The organism is Cupriavidus sp. 01L43, assembly GCF_056399925.1.
This window is the reverse complement of the sequence record NZ_JBFTSH010000004.1, coordinates 258884-278074: the sequence shown is the minus strand read 5'-3', so window position 1 is coordinate 278074 and position 19191 is coordinate 258884. Positions and strand designations below refer to the sequence as shown.

General features: G+C 68.1%; 15 protein-coding genes. 4 read left to right on the top strand and 11 right to left on the bottom strand.

Translation table 11 applies throughout. The features are described 5' to 3' along the window. Positions 1–3: 3 nt before the first annotated feature. Together AC1DP9_RS10075 and AC1DP9_RS10070 are read left to right on the top strand one after the other, a co-directional pair. Positions 4–1329: a gallate dioxygenase gene (locus AC1DP9_RS10075; RefSeq protein WP_092294610.1), complete on the top strand. Its 1326-nt coding sequence runs from the start codon at positions 4–6 to the stop codon at positions 1327–1329. 143 nt (positions 1330–1472) lie between these two features. After that, a complete protein-coding gene (locus tag AC1DP9_RS10070; RefSeq protein WP_477107247.1) occupies positions 1473–3218 on the top strand; it encodes a tannase/feruloyl esterase family alpha/beta hydrolase in 1746 nt (581 codons plus the stop codon). A 45-nt stretch (positions 3219–3263) separates the two neighbouring features. Here the strand turns inward: AC1DP9_RS10070 and AC1DP9_RS10065 are convergent, their stop codons facing one another. The 5 genes from AC1DP9_RS10065 to AC1DP9_RS10045 form a co-directional block, all read right to left on the bottom strand. Beyond that, positions 3264–3614 (bottom strand): hypothetical protein, encoded by a 351-nt coding sequence (locus AC1DP9_RS10065; RefSeq protein WP_092294614.1) that lies wholly within the window; start codon positions 3612–3614, stop codon positions 3264–3266. 193 nt (positions 3615–3807) lie between these two features. Further along, entirely contained in the window at positions 3808–4764 is a 957-nt protein-coding gene (gene pip, locus AC1DP9_RS10060) for a prolyl aminopeptidase (RefSeq protein ID WP_092294616.1), read from the bottom strand. A gap of 55 nt (positions 4765–4819) precedes the next feature. Beyond that, a complete protein-coding gene (locus AC1DP9_RS10055; protein ID WP_477107246.1) occupies positions 4820–5488 on the bottom strand; it encodes a DUF2076 family protein in 669 nt (222 codons plus the stop codon). An 85-nt stretch (positions 5489–5573) separates the two neighbouring features. Further along, entirely contained in the window at positions 5574–5984 is a 411-nt protein-coding gene (locus tag AC1DP9_RS10050) for a VOC family protein (RefSeq protein ID WP_441592815.1), read from the bottom strand. Between the two features lie 85 nt (positions 5985–6069). Beyond that, positions 6070–8502 (bottom strand): DUF3772 domain-containing protein, encoded by a 2433-nt coding sequence (locus AC1DP9_RS10045; RefSeq protein ID WP_441592814.1) that lies wholly within the window; start codon positions 8500–8502, stop codon positions 6070–6072. Positions 8503–8781: 279 nt separating this feature from the next. Between AC1DP9_RS10045 and AC1DP9_RS10040 the strand changes: the two genes are divergently transcribed. After that, positions 8782–9849, top strand: coding sequence for a zinc-binding metallopeptidase family protein (locus tag AC1DP9_RS10040; protein ID WP_092294624.1), 1068 nt, complete (start codon positions 8782–8784; stop codon positions 9847–9849). Here AC1DP9_RS10040 and AC1DP9_RS10035 read toward each other — a convergent pair. The 4 genes from AC1DP9_RS10035 to AC1DP9_RS10020 form a co-directional block, all read right to left on the bottom strand. Further along, complete coding sequence (locus AC1DP9_RS10035; protein ID WP_477107245.1) at positions 9833–11077, bottom strand: MFS transporter; 1245 nt, start codon at positions 11075–11077, stop codon at positions 9833–9835. The genes AC1DP9_RS10040 and AC1DP9_RS10035 overlap by 17 nt on opposite strands. Positions 11078–11218: 141 nt before the next feature. Next, positions 11219–12289, bottom strand: coding sequence for a tRNA 2-selenouridine(34) synthase MnmH (mnmH, locus tag AC1DP9_RS10030; protein WP_477107244.1), 1071 nt, complete (start codon positions 12287–12289; stop codon positions 11219–11221). Continuing rightward, complete coding sequence (gene selD / locus AC1DP9_RS10025) at positions 12286–13353, bottom strand: selenide, water dikinase SelD (protein ID WP_092294630.1); 1068 nt, start codon at positions 13351–13353, stop codon at positions 12286–12288. The genes mnmH and selD overlap by 4 nt, the downstream gene beginning before the upstream one ends. Positions 13354–13419: 66 nt before the next feature. After that, positions 13420–14652, bottom strand: a complete 1233-nt coding sequence (locus AC1DP9_RS10020; protein ID WP_477107243.1) for a cytochrome P450 — start codon at positions 14650–14652, stop codon at positions 13420–13422. A gap of 358 nt (positions 14653–15010) precedes the next feature. On the opposite strand from AC1DP9_RS10020, the gene AC1DP9_RS10015 reads away from it, so the two are divergent. Then, a complete protein-coding gene (locus AC1DP9_RS10015; protein WP_477107313.1) occupies positions 15011–16267 on the top strand; it encodes an epoxide hydrolase family protein in 1257 nt (418 codons plus the stop codon). Between the two features lie 76 nt (positions 16268–16343). On the opposite strand, the gene AC1DP9_RS10010 is transcribed toward AC1DP9_RS10015, so the two are convergent. Both AC1DP9_RS10010 and AC1DP9_RS10005 read right to left on the bottom strand, forming a co-directional pair. Further along, complete coding sequence (locus AC1DP9_RS10010) at positions 16344–18080, bottom strand: bifunctional protein-serine/threonine kinase/phosphatase (RefSeq protein WP_477107242.1); 1737 nt, start codon at positions 18078–18080, stop codon at positions 16344–16346. A gap of 34 nt (positions 18081–18114) precedes the next feature. After that, entirely contained in the window at positions 18115–18927 is an 813-nt protein-coding gene (locus tag AC1DP9_RS10005; protein ID WP_092294636.1) for a formate/nitrite transporter family protein, read from the bottom strand. Positions 18928–19191 lie beyond the last annotated feature (264 nt).

Sequence of the window (19191 nt, the reverse complement as noted above, 5' to 3'; positions counted from 1 at the left end):
GATATGGCCACCATCATCGGCGCGATTGCGTCCTCCCATACACCGACCATCGGCTTCGCCCTGGATGCAGGCAAGCAACAGGACCCCGCCTGGGCGCCCATTTTCGCGGCGTACGCGCCGGTGAGCACGTGGCTGGCCGAAGCCAGGCCCGACGTCCTGCTGGTCATCTACAACGACCACGTCACGTCGTTCTTCTTCGATCACTACTCGGCGTTCGCGCTGGGCGTGGGGGAGTCGTGGTCGCCGGCCGACGAGGGCGGCGGGCCGCGCGCGCTGCCGCCGGTCAGCGGGCATCCGGCGCTGGCGCGGCACGTTGGCGCGTCGCTGATGGCGGACGAGTTCGACATGTCGTTCTTCCAGCACAAGGCGCTGGATCACGGCTGCTTCTCGCCGCTGTCCGTGATGGTGCCGCACGACGCGGAGGCCGGCTGGCCGGTCAGCGTGATTCCGCTGCAGGTGGGCGTGCTGCAGGCCCCGGCGCCGTCCGCGCGCCGCTGCTACAAGCTTGGTCAGGCCATCCGCCGGGCGGTGGAGAGCTATCCGGAAGACCTGCGCGTGGCCGTGGTGGCCACCGGCGGGCTGTCGCACCAGGTGCATGGCGAGCGCTGCGGCTTCAACAACACCGCGTGGGACCACAAGTTCCTGGACCTGTTCGAGTCCGACCCGGAGGCGCTGCTGGAGCTGACCCATGCCGACTACGCGCGCCTGGGCGGTTTCGAGAGCGCCGAGGTGGTGATGTGGATGGTGATGCGCGGCGCGATGGCGGCCCGCATCGAATGCAAGCATCGCGACTACTACCTGCCGTCGATGACTGGCATCGCCGTAGCCGTCTACGAAAACCATGCCGCCGACGACCGCGCGATGCAGGAAGCCCGGGCCGAGCGCCAGCGCGAACGCATCGGCCACCAGCTACGCGGCATCGAGCAGCTGGAAGGCACCTACCCGTTCTCGCTGGAAACCAGCGTGCGCGCCTACCGCATCAACCGCTACCTGCACCAGCTGGTGCTGCCGGCGTTCCGCGAGCGTTTCCGGGCCGATCCGGCGGCCACGTTCGACGAAGCCGACCTCACCGCCGAGGAGCGCGACCTCATCACCCGGCGCGACTGGCGCGGCATGATCCACTACGGCGTGATCTTCTTCCTGCTGGAGAAGCTCGGCGCCGTCAGCGGGGTCTCGAACCTCCACATCTACGCGGCGATGCGCGGGCAATCGCTCGAAGACTTCCAGAAGACCCGCAACGCGCCCGGCGCGCTCTACTCGGTGAGCGGCGGGGCAGGCCAGGGCGCCGACTGGGCCGGGCAGGCTGCCGGCGGCCCGACGCCCAGGTAGATCGCCACCTAGCCGGCCCGCCGCGTCGCCCACGACGCGTGCGCGGCCCGTCATCCCTCTTCACGGTTTCCACTGCACTGTGCGCCCCGCGCGCACGGTGTGGCCTGTTGTCGTCCAAAAAGAGATGAGAAGGAGACTTGAGCATGGCGTATTCCCGAAAGGTTTTCTCGGTCGGCGCGTTCTCGCTGGCCACGGCAGTCGCGGCGTCGCTGGCCGCATGTGGCGGCGATGACGCCGCCGCCCCCTCCCAGAGCACGACGACCACCGTCCCCAGTACACCCGCCAACGCCAGCGCCGCCGAGAAGTGCAACGCCTTGGCGACGATGAGGATTGGTGCGCCGGACATCGGCCTGAGCACCAGCGGCGCGGTGGTCCAGTCGGCGCAATGGATCGCGGCCGACGCCGCGGGCAACGTCAATGGCGAGTACTGCAAGGTGCTCGGCGCGATCCGCCCCGTCGACGTGACGGCGCCCGACATCAACTTCCAGGTCAACCTGCCCACCAGTTGGAACAGCAAGACGCTGCAGATGGGCGGTGGCGGGCTCGACGGCACTGTCGTCACCGGCGACGGTGCGTTCACGGCGCAGCCGGCCAGCGTGGCCAATGCCATCCGGCAGGGCTACGTCACCTACGGCAGCGACAGCGGCCACGATGCTTCGGGCGGTGGCGCGTTTGCGCTCAACGACGAGGCGCTCGCCAACTTCGGGCGCCTGCAGATCAAGAAGACGCACGACGCCGTGGCGGCCATCGTCAAGGCGCGCTATGGCGCTGCCCCTGCACGCAGCTACTTCGTCGGCGGCTCGCAGGGCGGGCATGAGGCGCTGATTGCGGCGCAGTTCTACCCCGAGGACTACGACGGCGTGGTGGCCGGCTATCCCGCCTACAACGTGACGATGATGCACGTGGCCAGCAACGACTTCGCCAAGGCGCTGTATCTCAATGGCGGTGCCGGCTGGATCAGTGCGGCGAAGATGAAGACGCTGTTCACGGCGGCGATGAATGCCTGCGACACGCTGGACGGCGTGGCCGACGGCGTCGTGAGCAACCCCAACGGCGCGGCTTGCACCGCACTCACCAGCAAGTTCGTCCTGACCGATGTCAGCAACCCGCTGCGCTGCGCCGGCGGCACCGACACCGGGGACACCTGCCTCTCCGACGCGCAGATCGCCACGGTGGCGCACCTGAACTCGCGCTTCAACCTCGGCTTCACGCTGCCTGGCGGCATCAGCAGTTACGGCAAGTGGCCGATCCTGGACGGCACGACGTTCACCGAGCAAGGCTTCGGCAGCAAGCCGGCCTATAGCACCCCGCCCAGCGGCGACGCGTTCCAGTACACCATCTCGGACACGACGGTGCGGTACATCATCACCAGGAATCTGTCGATCGATTCGATCCAGGGCTTCGATCCGGCCGACTGGAAGAATCGCATCACACAGGTCAGCGACATGCTGGACGCGAGCTATGTGGACCTCGACGCGTTCCGCGCCAAGGGCGGCAAGGTGCTGATGTTCCACGGCACCAACGATTCGTCGATCACGCCGTATAACTCGATCGACTACTACACGCGGCTCGTGCAGCGCTACACGCAAGCCACGGCGGACACGTTCTCGCGCTTCTACCTGATTCCGGGCTTTGGGCACGGCAGCGGGCAGTTCCAGAGCACGGTGGACTGGCTCGCGGCGCTGGACGGATGGGTGGTCAACGGCGCGGCGCCGGCGGGCCTGGTGGCGACGGACGGCAACAAGGGTGCCAGCACCACGGCGACCAACGGTCGCACGCGGCCGGTGTGCGTCTACGGCAGCTATCCGAAGTACACGGGGCCGGCCAATTCGACGCAGGCGCAGCAGAACGACGCGGCAAACTTCAGCTGTACCGCCACGACGAGCTGAGCGCCGAGGGCCAGCCGTTGCCGCCGCGCGTCGCTCCGCCAATCCTTAGCAGATCGACCCCGGCACGGGCTTGCCCGAGCTGGTCATGCCCTGGCAGGCCTCGCCGGCCGCGAGGCCGTTGTCGGTGCCGGGGGCCAGCTTGAGCTTGCCGGCGACGGTGCAGCACAGGCGCGGGGCAGCGGCGGGCGCGGGGGCAGGGGTGGCGCGGGCGGCGGGTGCGGCGGGCGGCTTTGGCGCGGGCTCGGCGGCCTCCTCGGCATCGGGGGAGACGCACTGCCCCATCTGGCAGATCCGTTCCCCTTTGCACTGCATGTCGTACTGGCATCCGGCGGCCGGGGCGGGCGATGCCCAGGCGAGTCCGATGGAGGCGATGAACAACAGGCTACGCAGCGTCATGACCGCTCCCGCATTCGATGAATCCGGGCTGCCGCCGCTTGGTGCCGCATGGTGCCGGGGGCGCCCGTGAGTTCAGGATAGGTCGCTGCCGTGGGGGGTGAAAGCTCGCGCCGGACACGCGCGCGAGGGGTCTGTGAGCTACCCAACACGGGCGTGCGGCGACGCCCTTGCAGTCATCGGAAACCGGCAGTCGTCAGGGCTGCACGGCGAACTTGTCGGTGGCGGCGATCAGCTGGTCCATGATGGCGGGCTCGGTCCAGGCATGCCCGGCACCCTCGATCAGATGGAACTCCGCCTCGGGCCACGCGGCGTGCAGCGCGAACGCGTAGCGCGCCGGGCACGGCATGTCGTAGCGGCCATGCACGATCACGCCGGGGATGCCGGCCAGCCGATGCGCATCGCGCAACAGTTGGCCGTCCTCGAACCAGCAGCGGTGCGTGAAGTAATGATTCTCGAGCCGGGCGAAGGCCAGCGCGAAATGCGCGTCGGCATGCTTGGCGCTGTTGTCCGGGCTGGGCAGCAGCGTGATGGTTTCCCCTTCCCAGACGCTCCACGCCTGCGCGGCCTCGAGCTGCTTCGCCTCGTCGGCGCCGGTCAGCAGCTTGCGGTAGGCGGCCATCATGTTGCCGCGCTCGGCTTCCGGCACGGGCGCCTGAAAGCGCGCCCACTTGTCCGGGAACATCTCGGAGACCCCGTACTGGTAATACCAGTCCAGCTCCGCCTGCGAGACCGTGTACACGCCGCGCAGCACCAGCGCGCTGGTCCGTTCGGGATGCGTCTCGGCATAGGCCAGTGCCAGCGAGGAACCCCACGAGCCACCAAACACGAGCCAGCGCTCCACGCCGGCCAGTTCGCGCAGCCGTTCGATGTCGTCCACGAGGTGCCAGGTGGTGTTGGCTTCCAGCCCGGCATGCGGGGTGGAGCGCCCGCAGCCGCGCTGGTCGAACAGCAGCACGTCGTAGCGCGCCGGGTCGAACAGGCGGCGATGGTCGGGCGAGATCCCGCCGCCGGGGCCGCCATGGAGGAACACGGCCGGCTTGGCGCCGGGCGTGCCCACGCGTTCGTAATACACCACGTGCCCGTCGCCCACATCCAGCATGCCAGTGGCGTAGGGTTCGATCGGGGGATAGAGCAGGCGCTGTTCGGACATGAGGGGCTCGCGAAGGTGGGCGGTGGCGCCAGTGTAGCGCCACCTTCCTCCGCCCTCAGACCTGCGACGAGTCGTCGTCCAGGAAGTCGTCCAGCCCGGCGTCGAGGTTGCCGCTGTCGGCCGTGCCGCTGCCGAAGCCCTGCCCATCGTCGAAGTAGTTGTTGACGACGGTTTCCGACGGCTGGCCCCCGAGGAAGCCGTTGCCACTGTTGCCGCCACCGCTACCACCGCCGTTAAACAGGTGTTCGATCCCCTGGAACAGGAACGCGCCGCCGGCCACGCCGGCCGCGGTGGTGGCGATGCTGCCCAGCGCGCTGCCGAACCCACCACTGAGGAAACCGCCGCGCGCGGGCGGGGCCGGCTGCATCGGAGCTGCGGGGGCGACGGAAACCGGCTGGACCGGAGCGGCCGGCGCCACGCCGCGCCCGACGCTGTTGCCCCAGGCCACGTCGCCATCGGCAAAGCCGCGCGCGCCGTAGCCCTGCGCGGCCTGCGCCTGCTGGAGTTGCTGGACTTGCTGTTGCAGCCCGGCGATCTGCGCGCGGGCGTCGGCCAGCGCGTGGTCGAGCAGCATGGCGCGCTGTACCAGCAGGTAGGCGGCGTCTGGCTGGCGCGCCACGGCGTCGGCGATCATCGCGGCGGCCTGCGGGTCCTTGGCCTGCAGGCGGGCCTGCGTCAGCTGGGTCAGGAAGTTGTCGAGTGCCTGGGTATCTTGAGGGGTCATCGCGTCACCTGTGTGGTGGTGGGTGGGATGGCCCCACTGTAGGTACGGAAGCTTAAGACAGACTTAAAAGCCGGCCAGGTCGCAATCAGGTCGCAGCCGGATAGCTGGCCACCTCGACCAGATTCCCATCCGGGTCGCGGCAGTAGACCGAGGTCATCGGCCCGAGCGCGCCCGAGCGCTGCACCGGCCCCACCTCCACCGGCACCCGGTGGGCCAGGAAGTGGGCCATGACCTCGGCCGGCGGCATATGCGTGATGAAGCAGAGGTCGTCGCTGCCGGCGGTGGGGTGCACGCCGGTGAACCACGCCACGGTGTCTTCGCCCACCGGGCGCAGGTTGATCTTCTGCTGGCCGAACTTCACTGCCACCCGCGTGCCCGTGCGCGACGCGAAATCCTCGCGCTGCATGCCGAGCACCTGCTCGTACCAGGCGGCGCTGGCTTCCACGTCTTTCACGTTGAGGACGAGATGGTCGAGGCGGTCGATTTGCAGCGTCATGTCCGGTTCCTTGTCGAAGGGGGGAGGGGAGGCAGCCGGCTGGCGGCCTCCCGCACTCTACACCGGGTCCGACCCGGACCGCAGGCTAGGTGCCCAGCGCGGCGGCGGTGTTCTCCAGCCGCAGCGTCTGCGGCACCGACAGGGCGATATCGGCCGCGCGCAGCCGCTTGAGGATCTCGAACAGCAGGTCGCTCTTGGTGTTGGCGGCGATGCGCGGGCTGTTCACGTAGCCCGTCACGCTCAGCGTGATGCCGTTCGGCGCCAGCTGGCTGAAGGTGACCGAGGGAGCGGGAATGTCGAGGATGGCCTCGTTCCCGCGGTAGGCGTCCAGCAGCAGGTCGCGTACCTCCTCGGGGTCGATGTTCAGCGGGAAGGTCAGCTGGAGCGTGGCCACCCCCTGCGTGCTGTTGCTCATCGTCACGTTGCGCAGGTTCTGGGAGATCAGCTGCGAGTTGGGCACGATCACCGTCGAGCGGTCGCCGAGCTGGATCTCGGTGGCGCGCACGTTGATGCGGCGGATATCGCCCTCCACGCCGGCCAGGCTGACCATGTCGCCCACCTTCACCGGCCGCTCGGTCAGCAGGATCAGGCCCGAGACGAAGTTCTTCACGATCTCCTGCAGGCCGAAACCGATACCCACCGACAGCGCGCTGACGATCCAGGCCAGGTTCTCCCACTTCACCCCCAGCAGCGACAGCATGAGCAGCACCAGCAGCACGTAGCCGACGTTGCTGAACAGCGTGATCAGGGAGGCGCGCAGGCCCGGCTCGCCACACACCTTGGGCAGCAGTTCCTGGTCCAGCCAGCGGCGCACGGCGCGCATCAGCCAGATCCCCACCACGAGCGCGATCACCGCGTTCAGGATGCGGTCCGGCATGATGTTCAGGCTGCGCAGCTTCTCGCCGCCGAGCACGGTCAGCAGCGTGTTGAGCAGATCCGCCGGTGTGGTGCCAAAGCCACCTGTGAGCAGCGCCAGCACGGCTACCAGCAACAGCAGGCTGGCGCCGATGCCGGAGAGCACCGTCGATACCTGGTCCAGATGGCTGTCATCCACCCCGAACAGCTGCTTGATCACGCGCCCGCTGCGGTGCGCCGACGAGAACATCGTCTCGCAGACATCGCGCGTCAGTTGGGTGAGCAGGTAGAGCGTGCACAGGACGATGTCGAACCAGACCAGTTCGTAGGTCAGGAAGCGGGCCACGCTGATATAGCCGATCAGCAGCGCCACCATCGACACGATCACCACCACGGTCACGGCGGCGTGGATCAGGCCGGCCAGCGTGGCGCGCGCCTCGGGGCGCTCCCCGGCCGCGGCCAGTTCGGTCCGCACGCGGTTGGCGCGCAGCAGCGCGGCGCCGATGGTCAGCACCACCACCAGCGAGACCAGCCCCCGGCCCAGCAGCGTGACCTGCACGCTGGTATCGGCCATGCGGCTCAGCAGTTCGAGCGTGCCCGAGACCAGCAACAGCCCGGCCAGCACGGTCGGGAAGGGCTTCATGGCCAGCGCGACGGGGTCGGCCAGCGCCGGCAGGCGCCAGGACGGATGCTTGGTGCACAGCAGCGCCCGGCCCAGGCCGGCGATCAGCGCGCTGGTCATCATCAGCTTGCCCAGTTGGGCGATCAGTTCCTGGAATTCCGGCGTCAGTTCGTAGCCGCGCGTGAAGGTAGAGAAGACGATCTGCGCCGCGAGCGCCGTCGTCAGCACCGTGGTCAGGGCCGTGGCCAGCGCCAGCGCGCTGCGCCGCAGCCGGGTCTCGGGCAGTTGGGTGAGGCAGAACCACGCCGCGCCGCGCTCCAAAAGCCGGCGACCGAGCGACCACACCGCCAGCGCGAACACCAGCCACAGCACCGTGCCCACGCGCTGTGCGGGCTCCCACGCCAGCGCCAGCAGCGGCACCACATCGTCCCGCAGCGCGCCCAGCCGCTCGCGGTCTTCGGCGGAGCGCTTGACCAGCGGCGCCCAGAACTGCGGATTGAGGATGCTGTCCGAGCGCAGCGCGAGCTGGTCGCGCAACTGACTGCGGTGCAGCTTGGCCACCTGATCCTTCAGGTTGGCGATGTTTTCCTGGCTGTCGGCGGTCTGCTTGCGCTCTTCGTCGAGCTGCGCCTTGCGCGCGTTCAGCTCGGCGCGCTGCCGCGCCACGGCGGGGGCTTCCTTGGCCGTGCCCGCGTCGGGTGGCGGACCGAGCACATCGAGCTGGGCCTGGAGCGCGGCGCGCTGGGCGGTCAGCGTGGCGGTCAGTTTGTCCACATCGGCGGCCAGCTGGCGCAGGGCGTCGTCCAGCCCGTCGAGCTTGGGGTTGTTCGAATTGCCGGAGGCCTGCTGCTTGATCTCGTCCTGCGCAATCTGCAGACGCTTCAGTTCGGCCATCGCCTCGACGTGGGTCAGGGTGACGGCTGCGGGGGCCTCGGCGGCCGACGCCGATTCGGCGGCGAAGGCTGACGAGTACGAGAACGGGAGTAGCTGGATCAGAGCAACCAGCACAAGGCTGAGGGCGAGCCTGGGAAGTTTGCGCATGTCGGGGGCACGAAGGGGAGCAACAAGGGGAACAACAAGAAGTGACGGCCGCCGGGGGGGCTGATGCACTTCCGCGAAGGTGGGCGGCGCTGCGCGCCGACCGGTATTGAATTGGCCCGGGGCCGGTCCGTGGCGCGTTGGCCACGGAAGCCCGGATTATACGCAAGCGGATGGATCACACGGCTTTTTCGGTCATCTTGCGTCGATCATGCCGCTCCGGCATGGCTCTTGCGATATGCTGACCCGGGGCCGGGTCCGACTGGCCAACACTCTCTGACCATGAAGACATTCCACTGCAATCGCTGCGGCAACCTCGTCTTTTTTGAAAACGTTACCTGCGAGCGCTGCAACGCCACGCTCGGTTTCCTGCCGGATATTTCCCAGATCGCCGCGTTCGAGGGCGATGACGACGCCGGCTGGCGCAGCCTGCAACCGGACACGGCCGGCACGATCTACCGGCGTTGCCATAACTATCGCGTGGAGGCGGTCTGCAACTGGATGGTGCCGGCGAACAACGAGGAGACCCTGTGCCAGTCCTGCGTGCTGACCGATACCATCCCCAACCTCGATGTGCCGGACAACCGGCTCTACTGGTACCGGCTGGAGGTGGCCAAGCGGCGCCTGCTCTATACCCTGCTGGCCCTGAACCTGCCGATCGACTCGCGCGACGATGACCCCGATGGCGGCCTGCAGTTCGACTTCCTCCAGGACGCCGACGACCACAGCAGGGTCCTGACTGGCCACGACAACGGCCGCATCACGATCAACATCGCCGAGGCCGACGACGCCCATCGCGAGCAGACCCGCACCGCCATGCACGAGCCTTATCGCACGCTGCTGGGCCACTTCCGGCACGAGGTGGGGCACTACTACTTCACGCGGCTGGTGGTGGGCACGCGCTGGGTTGAGCCGTTCCGCGCGCGCTTCGGCGACGAGCGGGTGGACTACAACACGGCCCTGCAGCACTACTACGAGGGCAACCTGCCGCCAGACTGGCAGGACGCCTTCATCAGCGCTTACGCCACCATGCATCCGTGGGAGGACTGGGCCGAAACCTGGGCCCACTACCTCCATATCGTCGATACGCTCGATACCGCCGTGTCCTGCGGGCTGGTGCTGCGGCCCGAGGGGGCGCAGGAGCCGACGCTGACCGATCAGACGCCGGTGGAGGATTCGTCCTTCCGCAGCCTGATGAACCGCTGGTTCCCGCTCACCTACGCGCTGAACAGCCTGAACCGGAGCCTGGGCGTGCCGGACAGCTACCCGTTCACGCTGTCCCCGCAGGTGGTGGCCAAGCTGGAATTCGTCCACCGCGTGGTGGAAGACGCCGCTATGCAGCGGCCGTAACGCCCCGGCGGGACGTGCTGCGCAGCGACCACCCGAAGACCAGCAGCCCGCCCAGTGCCAGCAGCAGGCCCACCCAGCCGGTGGAGGTCCAGCCGTAGCCGGCGGCAATCGTCACGCCGCCGAGCCATGCGCCCAGCGCGTTGGCCAGGTTGAAGGCAGAGTGATTGAGCGCGGCGGCCAGGGTTTGTGCATCCCCCGCCACATCCATCAGCCGGATCTGCAAGGCCGGTCCCAGCGCGACGCCCGTGCCGATCAGCAGCACGTTGATCGACGCCAGCCACGGATGCGGCGCGGTGAAGACAAAGGCCGCCAGCACCAGCGCCGACCAGACCAGCACGCCGCCGATGGTCGGCATCAGCGCCTTGTCCGCCAGCTTGGCGCCGGCGAGGTTGCCCGCCACCATGCCCACGCCGAACAGCGCCAGTACCACGGGGATGCCGCCGGCGGGCAGGTGGGCGACTTCGAGCATGGTCGGCTTGATATAGCTGAACACGGCGAACAGGCCGCCGAAGCCGATGGCGCCGATGCCGAGCGTCAGCCAGACCTGCTTGCGCGCCAGCGCGCCCAGCTCCCGCAGCGGGCTGGCGTGGCGGTCAGGCGGCACGAAGGGCACCCAGGCCAGCACCAGCAGCACCGTCAGCACGCCGATGGCGCCCACGATCACAAAAGCCGCGCGCCAGCCTAGCCATGTGCCGATGGCGGCGGCAATCGGTACCCCGATCAGTGTGGCGATGGTCAGCCCGAGCATGACCAGCCCCACGGCCTGCGCGCGTTTCTCGCGCGGGACCAGGCCGGCGGCCACCAGCGCCGCCACCCCGAAGTAGGTGCCATGTGGGAAGCCCGTCACCAGCCGCGCGACGATCATCGACGCATAGGTCGGCGCCAGCGCGCTGGCGAAGTTGCCGACGGCGAAGAACGCCATCAGCGCGATCAGCAGGTTGCGGCGCGGCCAGCGCGCGCCGAGCACGGCCAGCAGCGGGGCGCCGACGACCACGCCCAGCGCGTAGGCGCTGATCAGGTGGCCGGCTTGGGGAATGGAGATGGCCAGGTCGCGGGCGGCATCGGGCAGCAGGCCCATGATGACGAATTCGCCGGTGCCGATGGCGAAGCTGCCCACGCCCAATGCCAGCAGCGCGCGGCGGTCGGCCGAGCGGTTGCGGGGGGTGGAGGCGTCGGAGTCGGAGGAGAGGTCGGGTAGGGTGTCGAAGTTTCCGGAGGGCGCGGACATAAGGAGAGAGATCGCAAGCATTTATGGATCACCACGCACTGGCGGGCGGGATCTGTGTCCTGCCTCGGGGCTGCCAGCGTGCTCCGGTGTGGCGTCAGGGCGCTATTGTGAAGGAAGTTCGCCCGGCTTGCTGGCGGTGGCTTATCCGCCCTGTTTTGCTCGCTTTGCCGCTTCTGTTGCTGCAATCTCCCGCGCCAGAGCCACGATCCCTTCGGGGGACAGGTCGTCCGCCGTGATCACGGTGCGCGCATCCCACGCATAGAAGTGCTTGCGCTGGGAGCGCGCGTAGGCCGGGTCGTAGTGCCGCGTCGCCAGTTCGGCGAACAACCGGGGCAGGTTGCCGGCGTGGGCCATGGCCTGCCAGGCGGTGATGGTGTCCTTGCCATGCAGCGGCTTGAGATGCGCGAGCTGGTCGGCCAGCCATTGGGGCCGCTCGCCGAGGTAGGCGTAGTCCCGCAGCAGGAAGTCCAGCCGCGCCGGCAGCGCCGCCTGGATCTCCACGCAGGGGGCGGCGCGCATCCGGGCGACCAGCGGCACCGGCAGGTTCAGCTGGCCGATCCGCGGGCCTTCGCCCTCTATATATAGAGGGCGCGAAAAATCCAGCCCTTCGACCCCCGCCGCGAGGGCGGTTTCGAAGGCGGTCTGCGAGGGCTGGGGGTGATCCGGCAGGGCGCCCAGCAGCGATCCCTTGTGCCGTGCCATCCCCTCCAGGTCCAGGGTTTGCTCGCCCTGCGCGGCCAGCGCGTGCAGCAGCCGCGTCTTGGCACTGCCCGTGGCGCCGCACACCACCACCAGCGGCAGCAGCGGGGCCTGCACGGCGAGGGTGTCGATGACATGCCGGCGCCAGGACTTGTAGCCGCCGGCCAGTTGCTGGGCGTCCCAGCCGACCAGGCGCAGCCACGTCGTCATCGACCCGCTGCGCAGCCCGCCGCGCCAGCAATAAATCAGCGGCTTCCAGTTCGCCGGGCGATCCGCTAAGGCTTCACGCAGATGGCGGGCGAGGTTGGCCGCCACCATCGCGCCGCCTACCCGCCGGGCCTCGAAGGCGCCGGCCTGCTTGTAGAGCGTGCCGACGATGCGGCGCTCCTCGTTGTCCAGCACCGGGTAGTTCACGGCCCCGGGAATGTGATCGATGGCGAACTCGGCGGGCGAGCGGGCATCGATCAGCGTATCGAAGGCGTGCCGATCCTCCACACGGACGACGGGCTTCATGCGCGGACCGTCAGGCCGGGGGTGCCGGCCTCCATGCGGCCGACCACGGCGGCCTCGCCGAAACCCTGTTCCCGGAAGATGCGCAGCACGGCATCCACCGCCTGCGGCGCGCAACTGACCAGCAGGCCGCCGCTGGTCTGCGGGTCGGTCAGCAGAGCCTGGGCGATGGCAGGCAGGCCGGCATCGAGTTGCACCTCGGCGCCATAGCCCTCCCAGTTCCGGCGCGACGCCCCGGTGACATGGCCTTGCCCGGCCAGCGCCGCCACCTCGGGCAGCAGGGGCAGGGCGGACCAGTCCAGCACCGCGCGCAGCCCGGCGCCGCGCGCCAGCTCCAGCGTGTGGCCGGCGATGCCGAAGCCGGTGACGTCGGTCAGCGCATGCACGCCGTCCAACGCCGCGAGGGCCATGCCGGGGGTGTTCAGGCGCGTGGTGGTGTCGATCAGCCGCGCGTAGCCGTCATCGGCAAGCTGGCCCTTCTTCAGCGCGGCGGACAGCACGCCCACGCCGAGCGGCTTGCCGAGCACGAGCACGTCGCCGGCGCGGGCGTCGCGGTTGCGGCGGATCTTCGACGGATGCGCGAGACCCATCACCACCAGCCCGTAGATCGGCTCGACCGAGTCGATGGTGTGCCCGCCGGCAATCGGAATGCCGGCCGCCCGGCACACCGCCTGCCCACCTTCCATCACCCGGCCGATCACCTCCAACGGCAACTGGTTCACCGGCATCGCCACCAGCGCCAGCGCCATGATCGGCCGCCCGCCCATGGCGTAGACGTCGCTGATGGCATTGGTGGCGGCAATGCGGCCGAAGTCGAACGGGTCGTCGACAATCGGCATGAAGAAATCGGTAGTCGCGATCAGCGCCTGGTCGTCGTTCAACTGGTAGACCGCCGCGTCATCGGCGGTCTCGATGCCTACCAGCAACTCCGGCGGCATCGGCAACCCGCCACTACTCCGCAGGATCTCGGACAGCACCCCCGGCGCGATCTTGCACCCGCACCCGCCCCCATGGGAAAAGCTGGTCAGGCGGATATCGGGGGGCGTGCTGGGCGTGGGGGTGGTCATGGTGGCTGGGGTAGGTGCGGAAGGGACACGCAAGGATACCCCAGCCCCGGGGAGCCGCCGCCCGCGTTACCGCGTGCGAACCCGCAGCGTCTCCACGCCGCGCAGGTTGTTGCGGCGGTGCCAGGACAGTTGATCGAGGTCAACCGGCTGCAAGTCCGGGAAGCGGGCGAGCACGCCTGCAATCGCCGATTCGAGTTCGAGCGTGGCCAGCCGGGTGCCGAGGCAGTAGTGAATGCCGCCGCCGAAGGCGAGCGAGGGCGTGGCGTCGCGGGCGAGGTCGAGGCGGTCGGGGTCGGTGTACACGGCCGGATCGCGGTTGGCGGCGCCGATCAGCATAAAGACGATGCTGCCGCGCGGTACGGTCACGTCTTCGACGGTGACGTCTTCGAATGCCGTGCGCACCACCATCTGCACCGCGCCGTCATAGCGCAGGCATTCCGCCACGGCTTGCGAGACCGCCGGGGCGTCAGACAACTGCGACTTCAGGCGCGCCAGCTCGGCGGGCGCCCGGAACAGCGCGATCATGCTGTTGCCGATCATGTTCGAGGTGGTTTCATGGCCGGCCACGAACAGCAGGATCACGTTCGAGATGATCTCGGCCTCGCTCAGGGTGGCGCCGTCGTTCTCCGCCCCGAGCAGGCTGGAGATCAGATCTTCCCCGGGATGTGCGCGTCGCCGCGCCACCACGGTCTGGAAATACGCCTCCAGCTCGAGCGCTGCCTCGTTCGCCGCCGCGAGCTGGGTGGCGTTGAGCGGCGCGAGGTCGAGCGCGGAGGCCAGCCGGCTGGCGGCCGTGCCGAGTGCGACGCCATCGGCGGCAGGGATATTCAGCAGCCGGCAGATGATCTCCACCGGCAGCGGCAAGGCGAAATCCGCAATCAGGTCGAATTCGGGTTTGTCGCCGGGGTTGGCGCCGAGTTTGTCGCCGATACGGTCGAGCAGCGCCTGCGTGGTGGTTTCGACAATCTCTCGCAGCCCCTCCACCTGCTTGCGATTGAACGCCTGCATGAGCAGCGCGCGCAGCCGGGTATGCGCCGGCGGATTCATCATCAGGAAGGTGCGGCTCAGCGCCTGGAACACCGGGTCCTGCGTGGCGGCTTCGCCGTAGCGCGCCTCCACGCTCTGGAGGTAGGTCTTGCCCATGCGGCGGTCGCGCAGCAAGGCATCGATCACCGCGAAGTGGCCGGTGACAAAGATGTTGCGCCCGAGCGGCAGCAGGGCGCCCGCGCTGCGGATCTGGTCGTACAGCGGATACGGATTCGTGAAAAAGGCGGGGGAGGCGAATGATTCGAAGTTCATCACTTTTTTCTTGGTCTTGAGGAGGGGGACGAAGGGAGTACCGGTGCCGAATTTCGGGCCAGTTATATCAGCCGGCCGGCGCGCCATCCATCCGACTCTGTATCGCAATGTATCTGGCCGCGTGAGGATACATGGCGAGCCAAAACCGTGCATTGGCGACACGTTGGGCGGGCACTTGGCGGTCACACTGCGTGGGTTCGTACAAGCCCCCTACAAGCCCACTTCTTTGCATTGGGCGAATCAACCAGGAGAAATCTTTATGTCCCGTGCAGTGACCCCATCCGTTTGGCAATTCGCATTGGCCCGCCGGGCCATTTCTGGCGCGGCAGTGCTCGCGGCCTTTGGCTTTGCCGGCGCCATGCAGCCGGCATTTGCCGCGGATTCGGCGCCGAAGGCTGCCGCCGCGCAGCGCGCCAGCACCGACGAGAGTATTCGTCCGTTCAAGGTGCATGTGCCCCAGCGCCAGCTCGACGATTTGCGCAAGCGGATTGCGGCCACGCGCTGGCCCGACAAGGAAATCGTCAGCGATCAATCCCAGGGCATCCAGACGGCGCAGGTTCAGGAACTCGTCAAATATTGGGGATCCCAATATGACTGGCGCAAGGCCGAGAAGGAACTGAATGCGCTGCCCCAATTCGTCACGACGATCGACGGGGTGGATATTCATTTCATCCACGTCCGCTCGCGCAACCCCAAGGCCCTGCCGGTCATCCTGACGCACGGCTGGCCGGGCTCGGTTTTCGAGTTCACCAAGACGATTGGCCCGCTGACCGACCCCACCGCCTTTGGCGGCTCGGCGGATGACGCGTTCGATGTCGTGATTCCGTCGATTCCCGGCTACGGCTTTTCGGGCAAGCCCACCGAACTGGGTTGGGGGCCGGACCGCACCGCGCGCGCGTGGGATGTCCTGATGAAGCGGCTTGGTTATACGCACTATGTTTCACAGGGTGGCGACCATGGCTCGGTCATTTCCGATGCCCTCGCGCGGCAGGCGCCGAAGGGCTTGCTGGCCATCCATCTGAATATGCCCGCCACCGTGCCGGGTCCGCTGATGAAGTCGATTCTCAGCGGCGATGCGCCGCCGTCGGAACTGACCGCTCCGGAGCGCGATGCCTACCAGTCGCTGAGCACCTTCTTCGGCCGTAATGCCGCCTACGGCGGAATGATGGTGACCCGGCCGCAGACCATTGGCTACGCGTTGTCTGATTCGCCACTGGGCCTGGCCGCCTGGACCTACGAGAAAATCGTGCAATGGAGCGACAGCGACGGCGTGCCCGAGCGCGTGGTGTCCCGGGACGCGATCCTGAATGACATCACCCTCTATTGGCTGACGAATACGGGCGCCTCGTCCTCGCGTTTCTATTGGGAAAACAATAACAACAACTTCAGCGCCGACGCGCAGAAGACGCGCGAGATCAAGGTGCCGGTGGCGATCAGCGTATTCCCGCACGAGATTTACCGCGCGCCGGAAAGCTGGAGCAAGCAGGCCTACCCCTCGCTGATGTACTACCACCAGGCCGCCAAGGGCGGGCATTTCGCCGCCTGGGAGCAGCCGCAACTGTTTGCCGAGGAACTCCGCGCGGCATTCAAATCGGTGCGCCAACCCGTGCGCTAACCCTTTCGCCGACCTTCCCGTGGAAGCGATTTCCCGCCCGGCCGCAAGGCTGGGCGGGTTTTTTACGTCCATTCCGCTACACCCCCATTACCCGCAGCCCCAGCAAGACCACCACCGCCACCCCCAGCAGTGCCGCCAGCGCTTGCCAGAACCGCAGCGGGTTTCGCTCCAGCAGCGGGGGCGTGGCGCGTTGCCAGAGCGGCTCGGTGGGCGCCCGCAATGCCTGGACGAATTCCGACAGGGCTTCGTGCCGCTTCAGCGCGTTGGAGTGCAGGGCGCGCCGCAGGGTGTCGTCGACCCAGGCCGGGAGTTCGGGGCGCTGCTCGCGCAGGCTGGTGTAGCGCAGGCGGCGGACGTCGGCGCGGTCGCGGATGCGCGTGACTTGCAGGCCGTAGGGTAGCTTGCCGGTCAGCATCTGGTAGGCGAGGGTGGCCAGCGAGAACAGGTCGGAGGCCGCCGTGCCGTCATCGCCGACGAAGTACTCCGGCGCGGTGTATTGAAGCGTGCCGACCGGCATGGCGGCGTGGGGCGGCCGCGTGGCCTCGGCCAGCCCTGCCACGTGGACCGAGCCGAAATCGATGATCTTGACGGTGCCCGAGCGGTCGATCATGACGTTCTCGGGGCGGAGGTCCTGGTGCAGCATCTCGCGCCGGTGGAACGCCTGCAGGCCGGTGGCCAGTTGGGCGATGATGCCGCGCACGGCGTCCAGGTCGGGCTGGGGATGATCGATCATCCATTGCGCCAGCGTCTGGCCTTCGAGGTACTCCATCGCCACGAACAGGTGCTTGCGGGGCCGGTCCGCCGCGTGGGGGCGCAGCACGTGCTGGTTGTCGATGCGTCGGGCGACCCATTCCTCGAGCAGGAAGCCCTCCAGATGGGCCGCATCGTCGCGTTGATCGACGGCAAGCGTTTTCAGCGCGACGTGTTGTCCGCTGTGGTCGTCCGTCGCCAGATAGACGTGGCTGCGCGCGCTGCCATGCAGCGCCCGGACGATGGTGTAGCCCTCGAACTGCATGCGGGGCGTGAGCGGCGGCGGCAGGGTCAGGTGCCCGGTCTGCGCCATCGCGTTGCGGGCGCCGGGCTCGGGCAGGGCGTCGACACGGGCCAGCAGCAGCGTGACGTTGTCCTCGCTGCCGCGCGTCAGGGCCAGCGCCGTCAGCGTCTGCGCGGCGCGGTCCAGGTCGTCGTCGCTGGCGGTCAGGGCCTGGTGGACATCGGCGGCTTCCAGGTATTCGTAGGCGCCGTCGGTGGCCAGCAGGTAGATCTCGCCGGGCTCCACGCCCCACGTCCGATAGTCGATTTCGACAGACGGGCTCGCACCCAGCGCTCGGCCCAGATAGGCCTCAGAGGCCGACACGCAGACCCGATGATCGACGGTGAGCTGCTCCAGCGTGTGCCGATGCAGCCGATAGACGCGCGCGTCGCCCACGTGCAGCAGGTGGGCCTCCCGCGCCTTGAAGATCAGCGCGCTGAATGTGCAGACGTAGCCGCGGTCGCGGTCGAAGCGGGCTTCGCTGTGACGGCTCTGCGCGTGGAGCCAGGAGTTGACGGCGGCCAGCACGCACTGCGCCGCCCGCCGCACGGTCCAGGCTTCGGAGGTGCAGTAGTAGTCCTCGAGGAAGGTGCGGACGGCGGCGGCGCTGGCGATCTGGCTGACCGCGCTGCTGCTGATGCCGTCCGCCAGCGCCAGCGCGACCCCCTTGGTCACGCGGTGGTGGCCGGCGGGGTGGGTCACGCCATGGAAGTCCTGGTTGACCGCCTTCCGGCCAGCGTCCGAGTGTTGGCCAACGCTGACCTGGAGCCCGCCGGACATGGCGCGGTCGCCTCGATACCGGGTAGTGATCCGATCAGCCCAGCGCGCGCTTGCTGGCCGACTTGTAGTGCGTGCTGTAGAGCGTGATGCCCACGAAGGTCAGGCCACCCACCAGGTTGCCCAGCACGGTCGGGATTTCATTCCAGATCAGGTAGTCCATGAGGGTGAAGTTGCCGCCCAGCATCAGGCCCGACGGGAACAGGAACATGTTCACGATGGAGTGCTCGAAGCCCATGTAGAAGAACACGAGCACGGGCATCCACATGCCGATGACCTTGCCGGACACCGAGGTCGACATCATGGCCGCCACCACGCCGGTGGAGACCATCCAGTTGCACATCACGGCGCGGATGAACAGCGTCAGCATGCCGGCGGCGCCATGCGCGGCGTAGCCCACGGTGCGGCCTTCGCCGATGTGGCCGATCTTCTGGCCGATGGCGTTCGGGGCTTCGGAGAAGCCGAAGGTGAAGATGATGGCCATGAAGAACGCCACGGTGACGGCGCCGGCGAGGTTGCCACAGAACACCAGGCCCCAGTTGCGCAGCACGCCGCTCCAGGTGGCGCCCGGGCGGCGGTCCAGCACGGCCAGCGGCGCGAGCGTGAAGACGCCGGTCAGCAGGTCGAAGCCCATCAGGTACAGCATGCAGAAGCCAACCGGGAACAGCAGCGCGCCAACCAGCGCGTTGCCGGTGTTGACGGTGATGGACACCGCGAAGGCTGCCGCCAGCGCCAGGATGGCGCCGGCCATATAGGACCGGATCAGCGTGTCACGCGTGGACATCAGCAGCTTGGACTCTCCGGCATCGACCATCTTGGTGACGAACTCGGTGGGGGCGAGATAGGCCATGGGGTATTCCTCTCCGTTTCCTTCGTTTGGCTCAGAAAAGACAAACGGCGTCCGTCCGCCCGGCCTATGGCCGGCACGTGACAGGACGCCGTCATCCTTGATGCTTTACAAGGTGATGCACTGCCGGGCCGTCATCAGCCCGATGTCAGTGCTGACGCACGTTCCATGCCCGCCGCCGGGTGGGGCCGGGTGGGGCCGGGTTGGGCCGGGTTGGGGCAAGTGACGATCTAGGGGGCGTTGGTAGTGCATGGGCCGCCCGCTTTT

What these genes read in the sequence shown, in the direction of transcription:
- AC1DP9_RS10050 (WP_441592815.1), bottom strand. Translation starts at nt 5,984, where the DNA reads ATGACGCTGCAAATCGACCGCCTCGACCATCTCGTCCTCAACGTGAAA.
- AC1DP9_RS10055 (WP_477107246.1), bottom strand. Translation starts at nt 5,488, where the DNA reads ATGACCCCTCAAGATACCCAGGCACTCGACAACTTCCTGACCCAGCTG.
- AC1DP9_RS10005 (WP_092294636.1), bottom strand. Translation starts at nt 18,927, where the DNA reads ATGGCCTATCTCGCCCCCACCGAGTTCGTCACCAAGATGGTCGATGCC.
- AC1DP9_RS10045 (WP_441592814.1), bottom strand. Translation starts at nt 8,502, where the DNA reads ATGCGCAAACTTCCCAGGCTCGCCCTCAGCCTTGTGCTGGTTGCTCTG.
- selD (WP_092294630.1), bottom strand. Translation starts at nt 13,353, where the DNA reads ATGACCACCCCCACGCCCAGCACGCCCCCCGATATCCGCCTGACCAGC.
- AC1DP9_RS10040 (WP_092294624.1), top strand. Translation starts at nt 8,782, where the DNA reads ATGAAGACATTCCACTGCAATCGCTGCGGCAACCTCGTCTTTTTTGAA.
- AC1DP9_RS10035 (WP_477107245.1), bottom strand. Translation starts at nt 11,077, where the DNA reads ATGTCCGCGCCCTCCGGAAACTTCGACACCCTACCCGACCTCTCCTCC.
- AC1DP9_RS10070 (WP_477107247.1), top strand. Translation starts at nt 1,473, where the DNA reads ATGGCGTATTCCCGAAAGGTTTTCTCGGTCGGCGCGTTCTCGCTGGCC.
- AC1DP9_RS10010 (WP_477107242.1), bottom strand. Translation starts at nt 18,080, where the DNA reads ATGTCCGGCGGGCTCCAGGTCAGCGTTGGCCAACACTCGGACGCTGGC.
- AC1DP9_RS10065 (WP_092294614.1), bottom strand. Translation starts at nt 3,614, where the DNA reads ATGACGCTGCGTAGCCTGTTGTTCATCGCCTCCATCGGACTCGCCTGG.
- pip (WP_092294616.1), bottom strand. Translation starts at nt 4,764, where the DNA reads ATGTCCGAACAGCGCCTGCTCTATCCCCCGATCGAACCCTACGCCACT.
- AC1DP9_RS10015 (WP_477107313.1), top strand. Translation starts at nt 15,011, where the DNA reads ATGCAGCCGGCATTTGCCGCGGATTCGGCGCCGAAGGCTGCCGCCGCG.
- mnmH (WP_477107244.1), bottom strand. Translation starts at nt 12,289, where the DNA reads ATGAAGCCCGTCGTCCGTGTGGAGGATCGGCACGCCTTCGATACGCTG.
- AC1DP9_RS10020 (WP_477107243.1), bottom strand. Translation starts at nt 14,652, where the DNA reads ATGAACTTCGAATCATTCGCCTCCCCCGCCTTTTTCACGAATCCGTAT.
- AC1DP9_RS10075 (WP_092294610.1), top strand. Translation starts at nt 4, where the DNA reads ATGGCCACCATCATCGGCGCGATTGCGTCCTCCCATACACCGACCATC.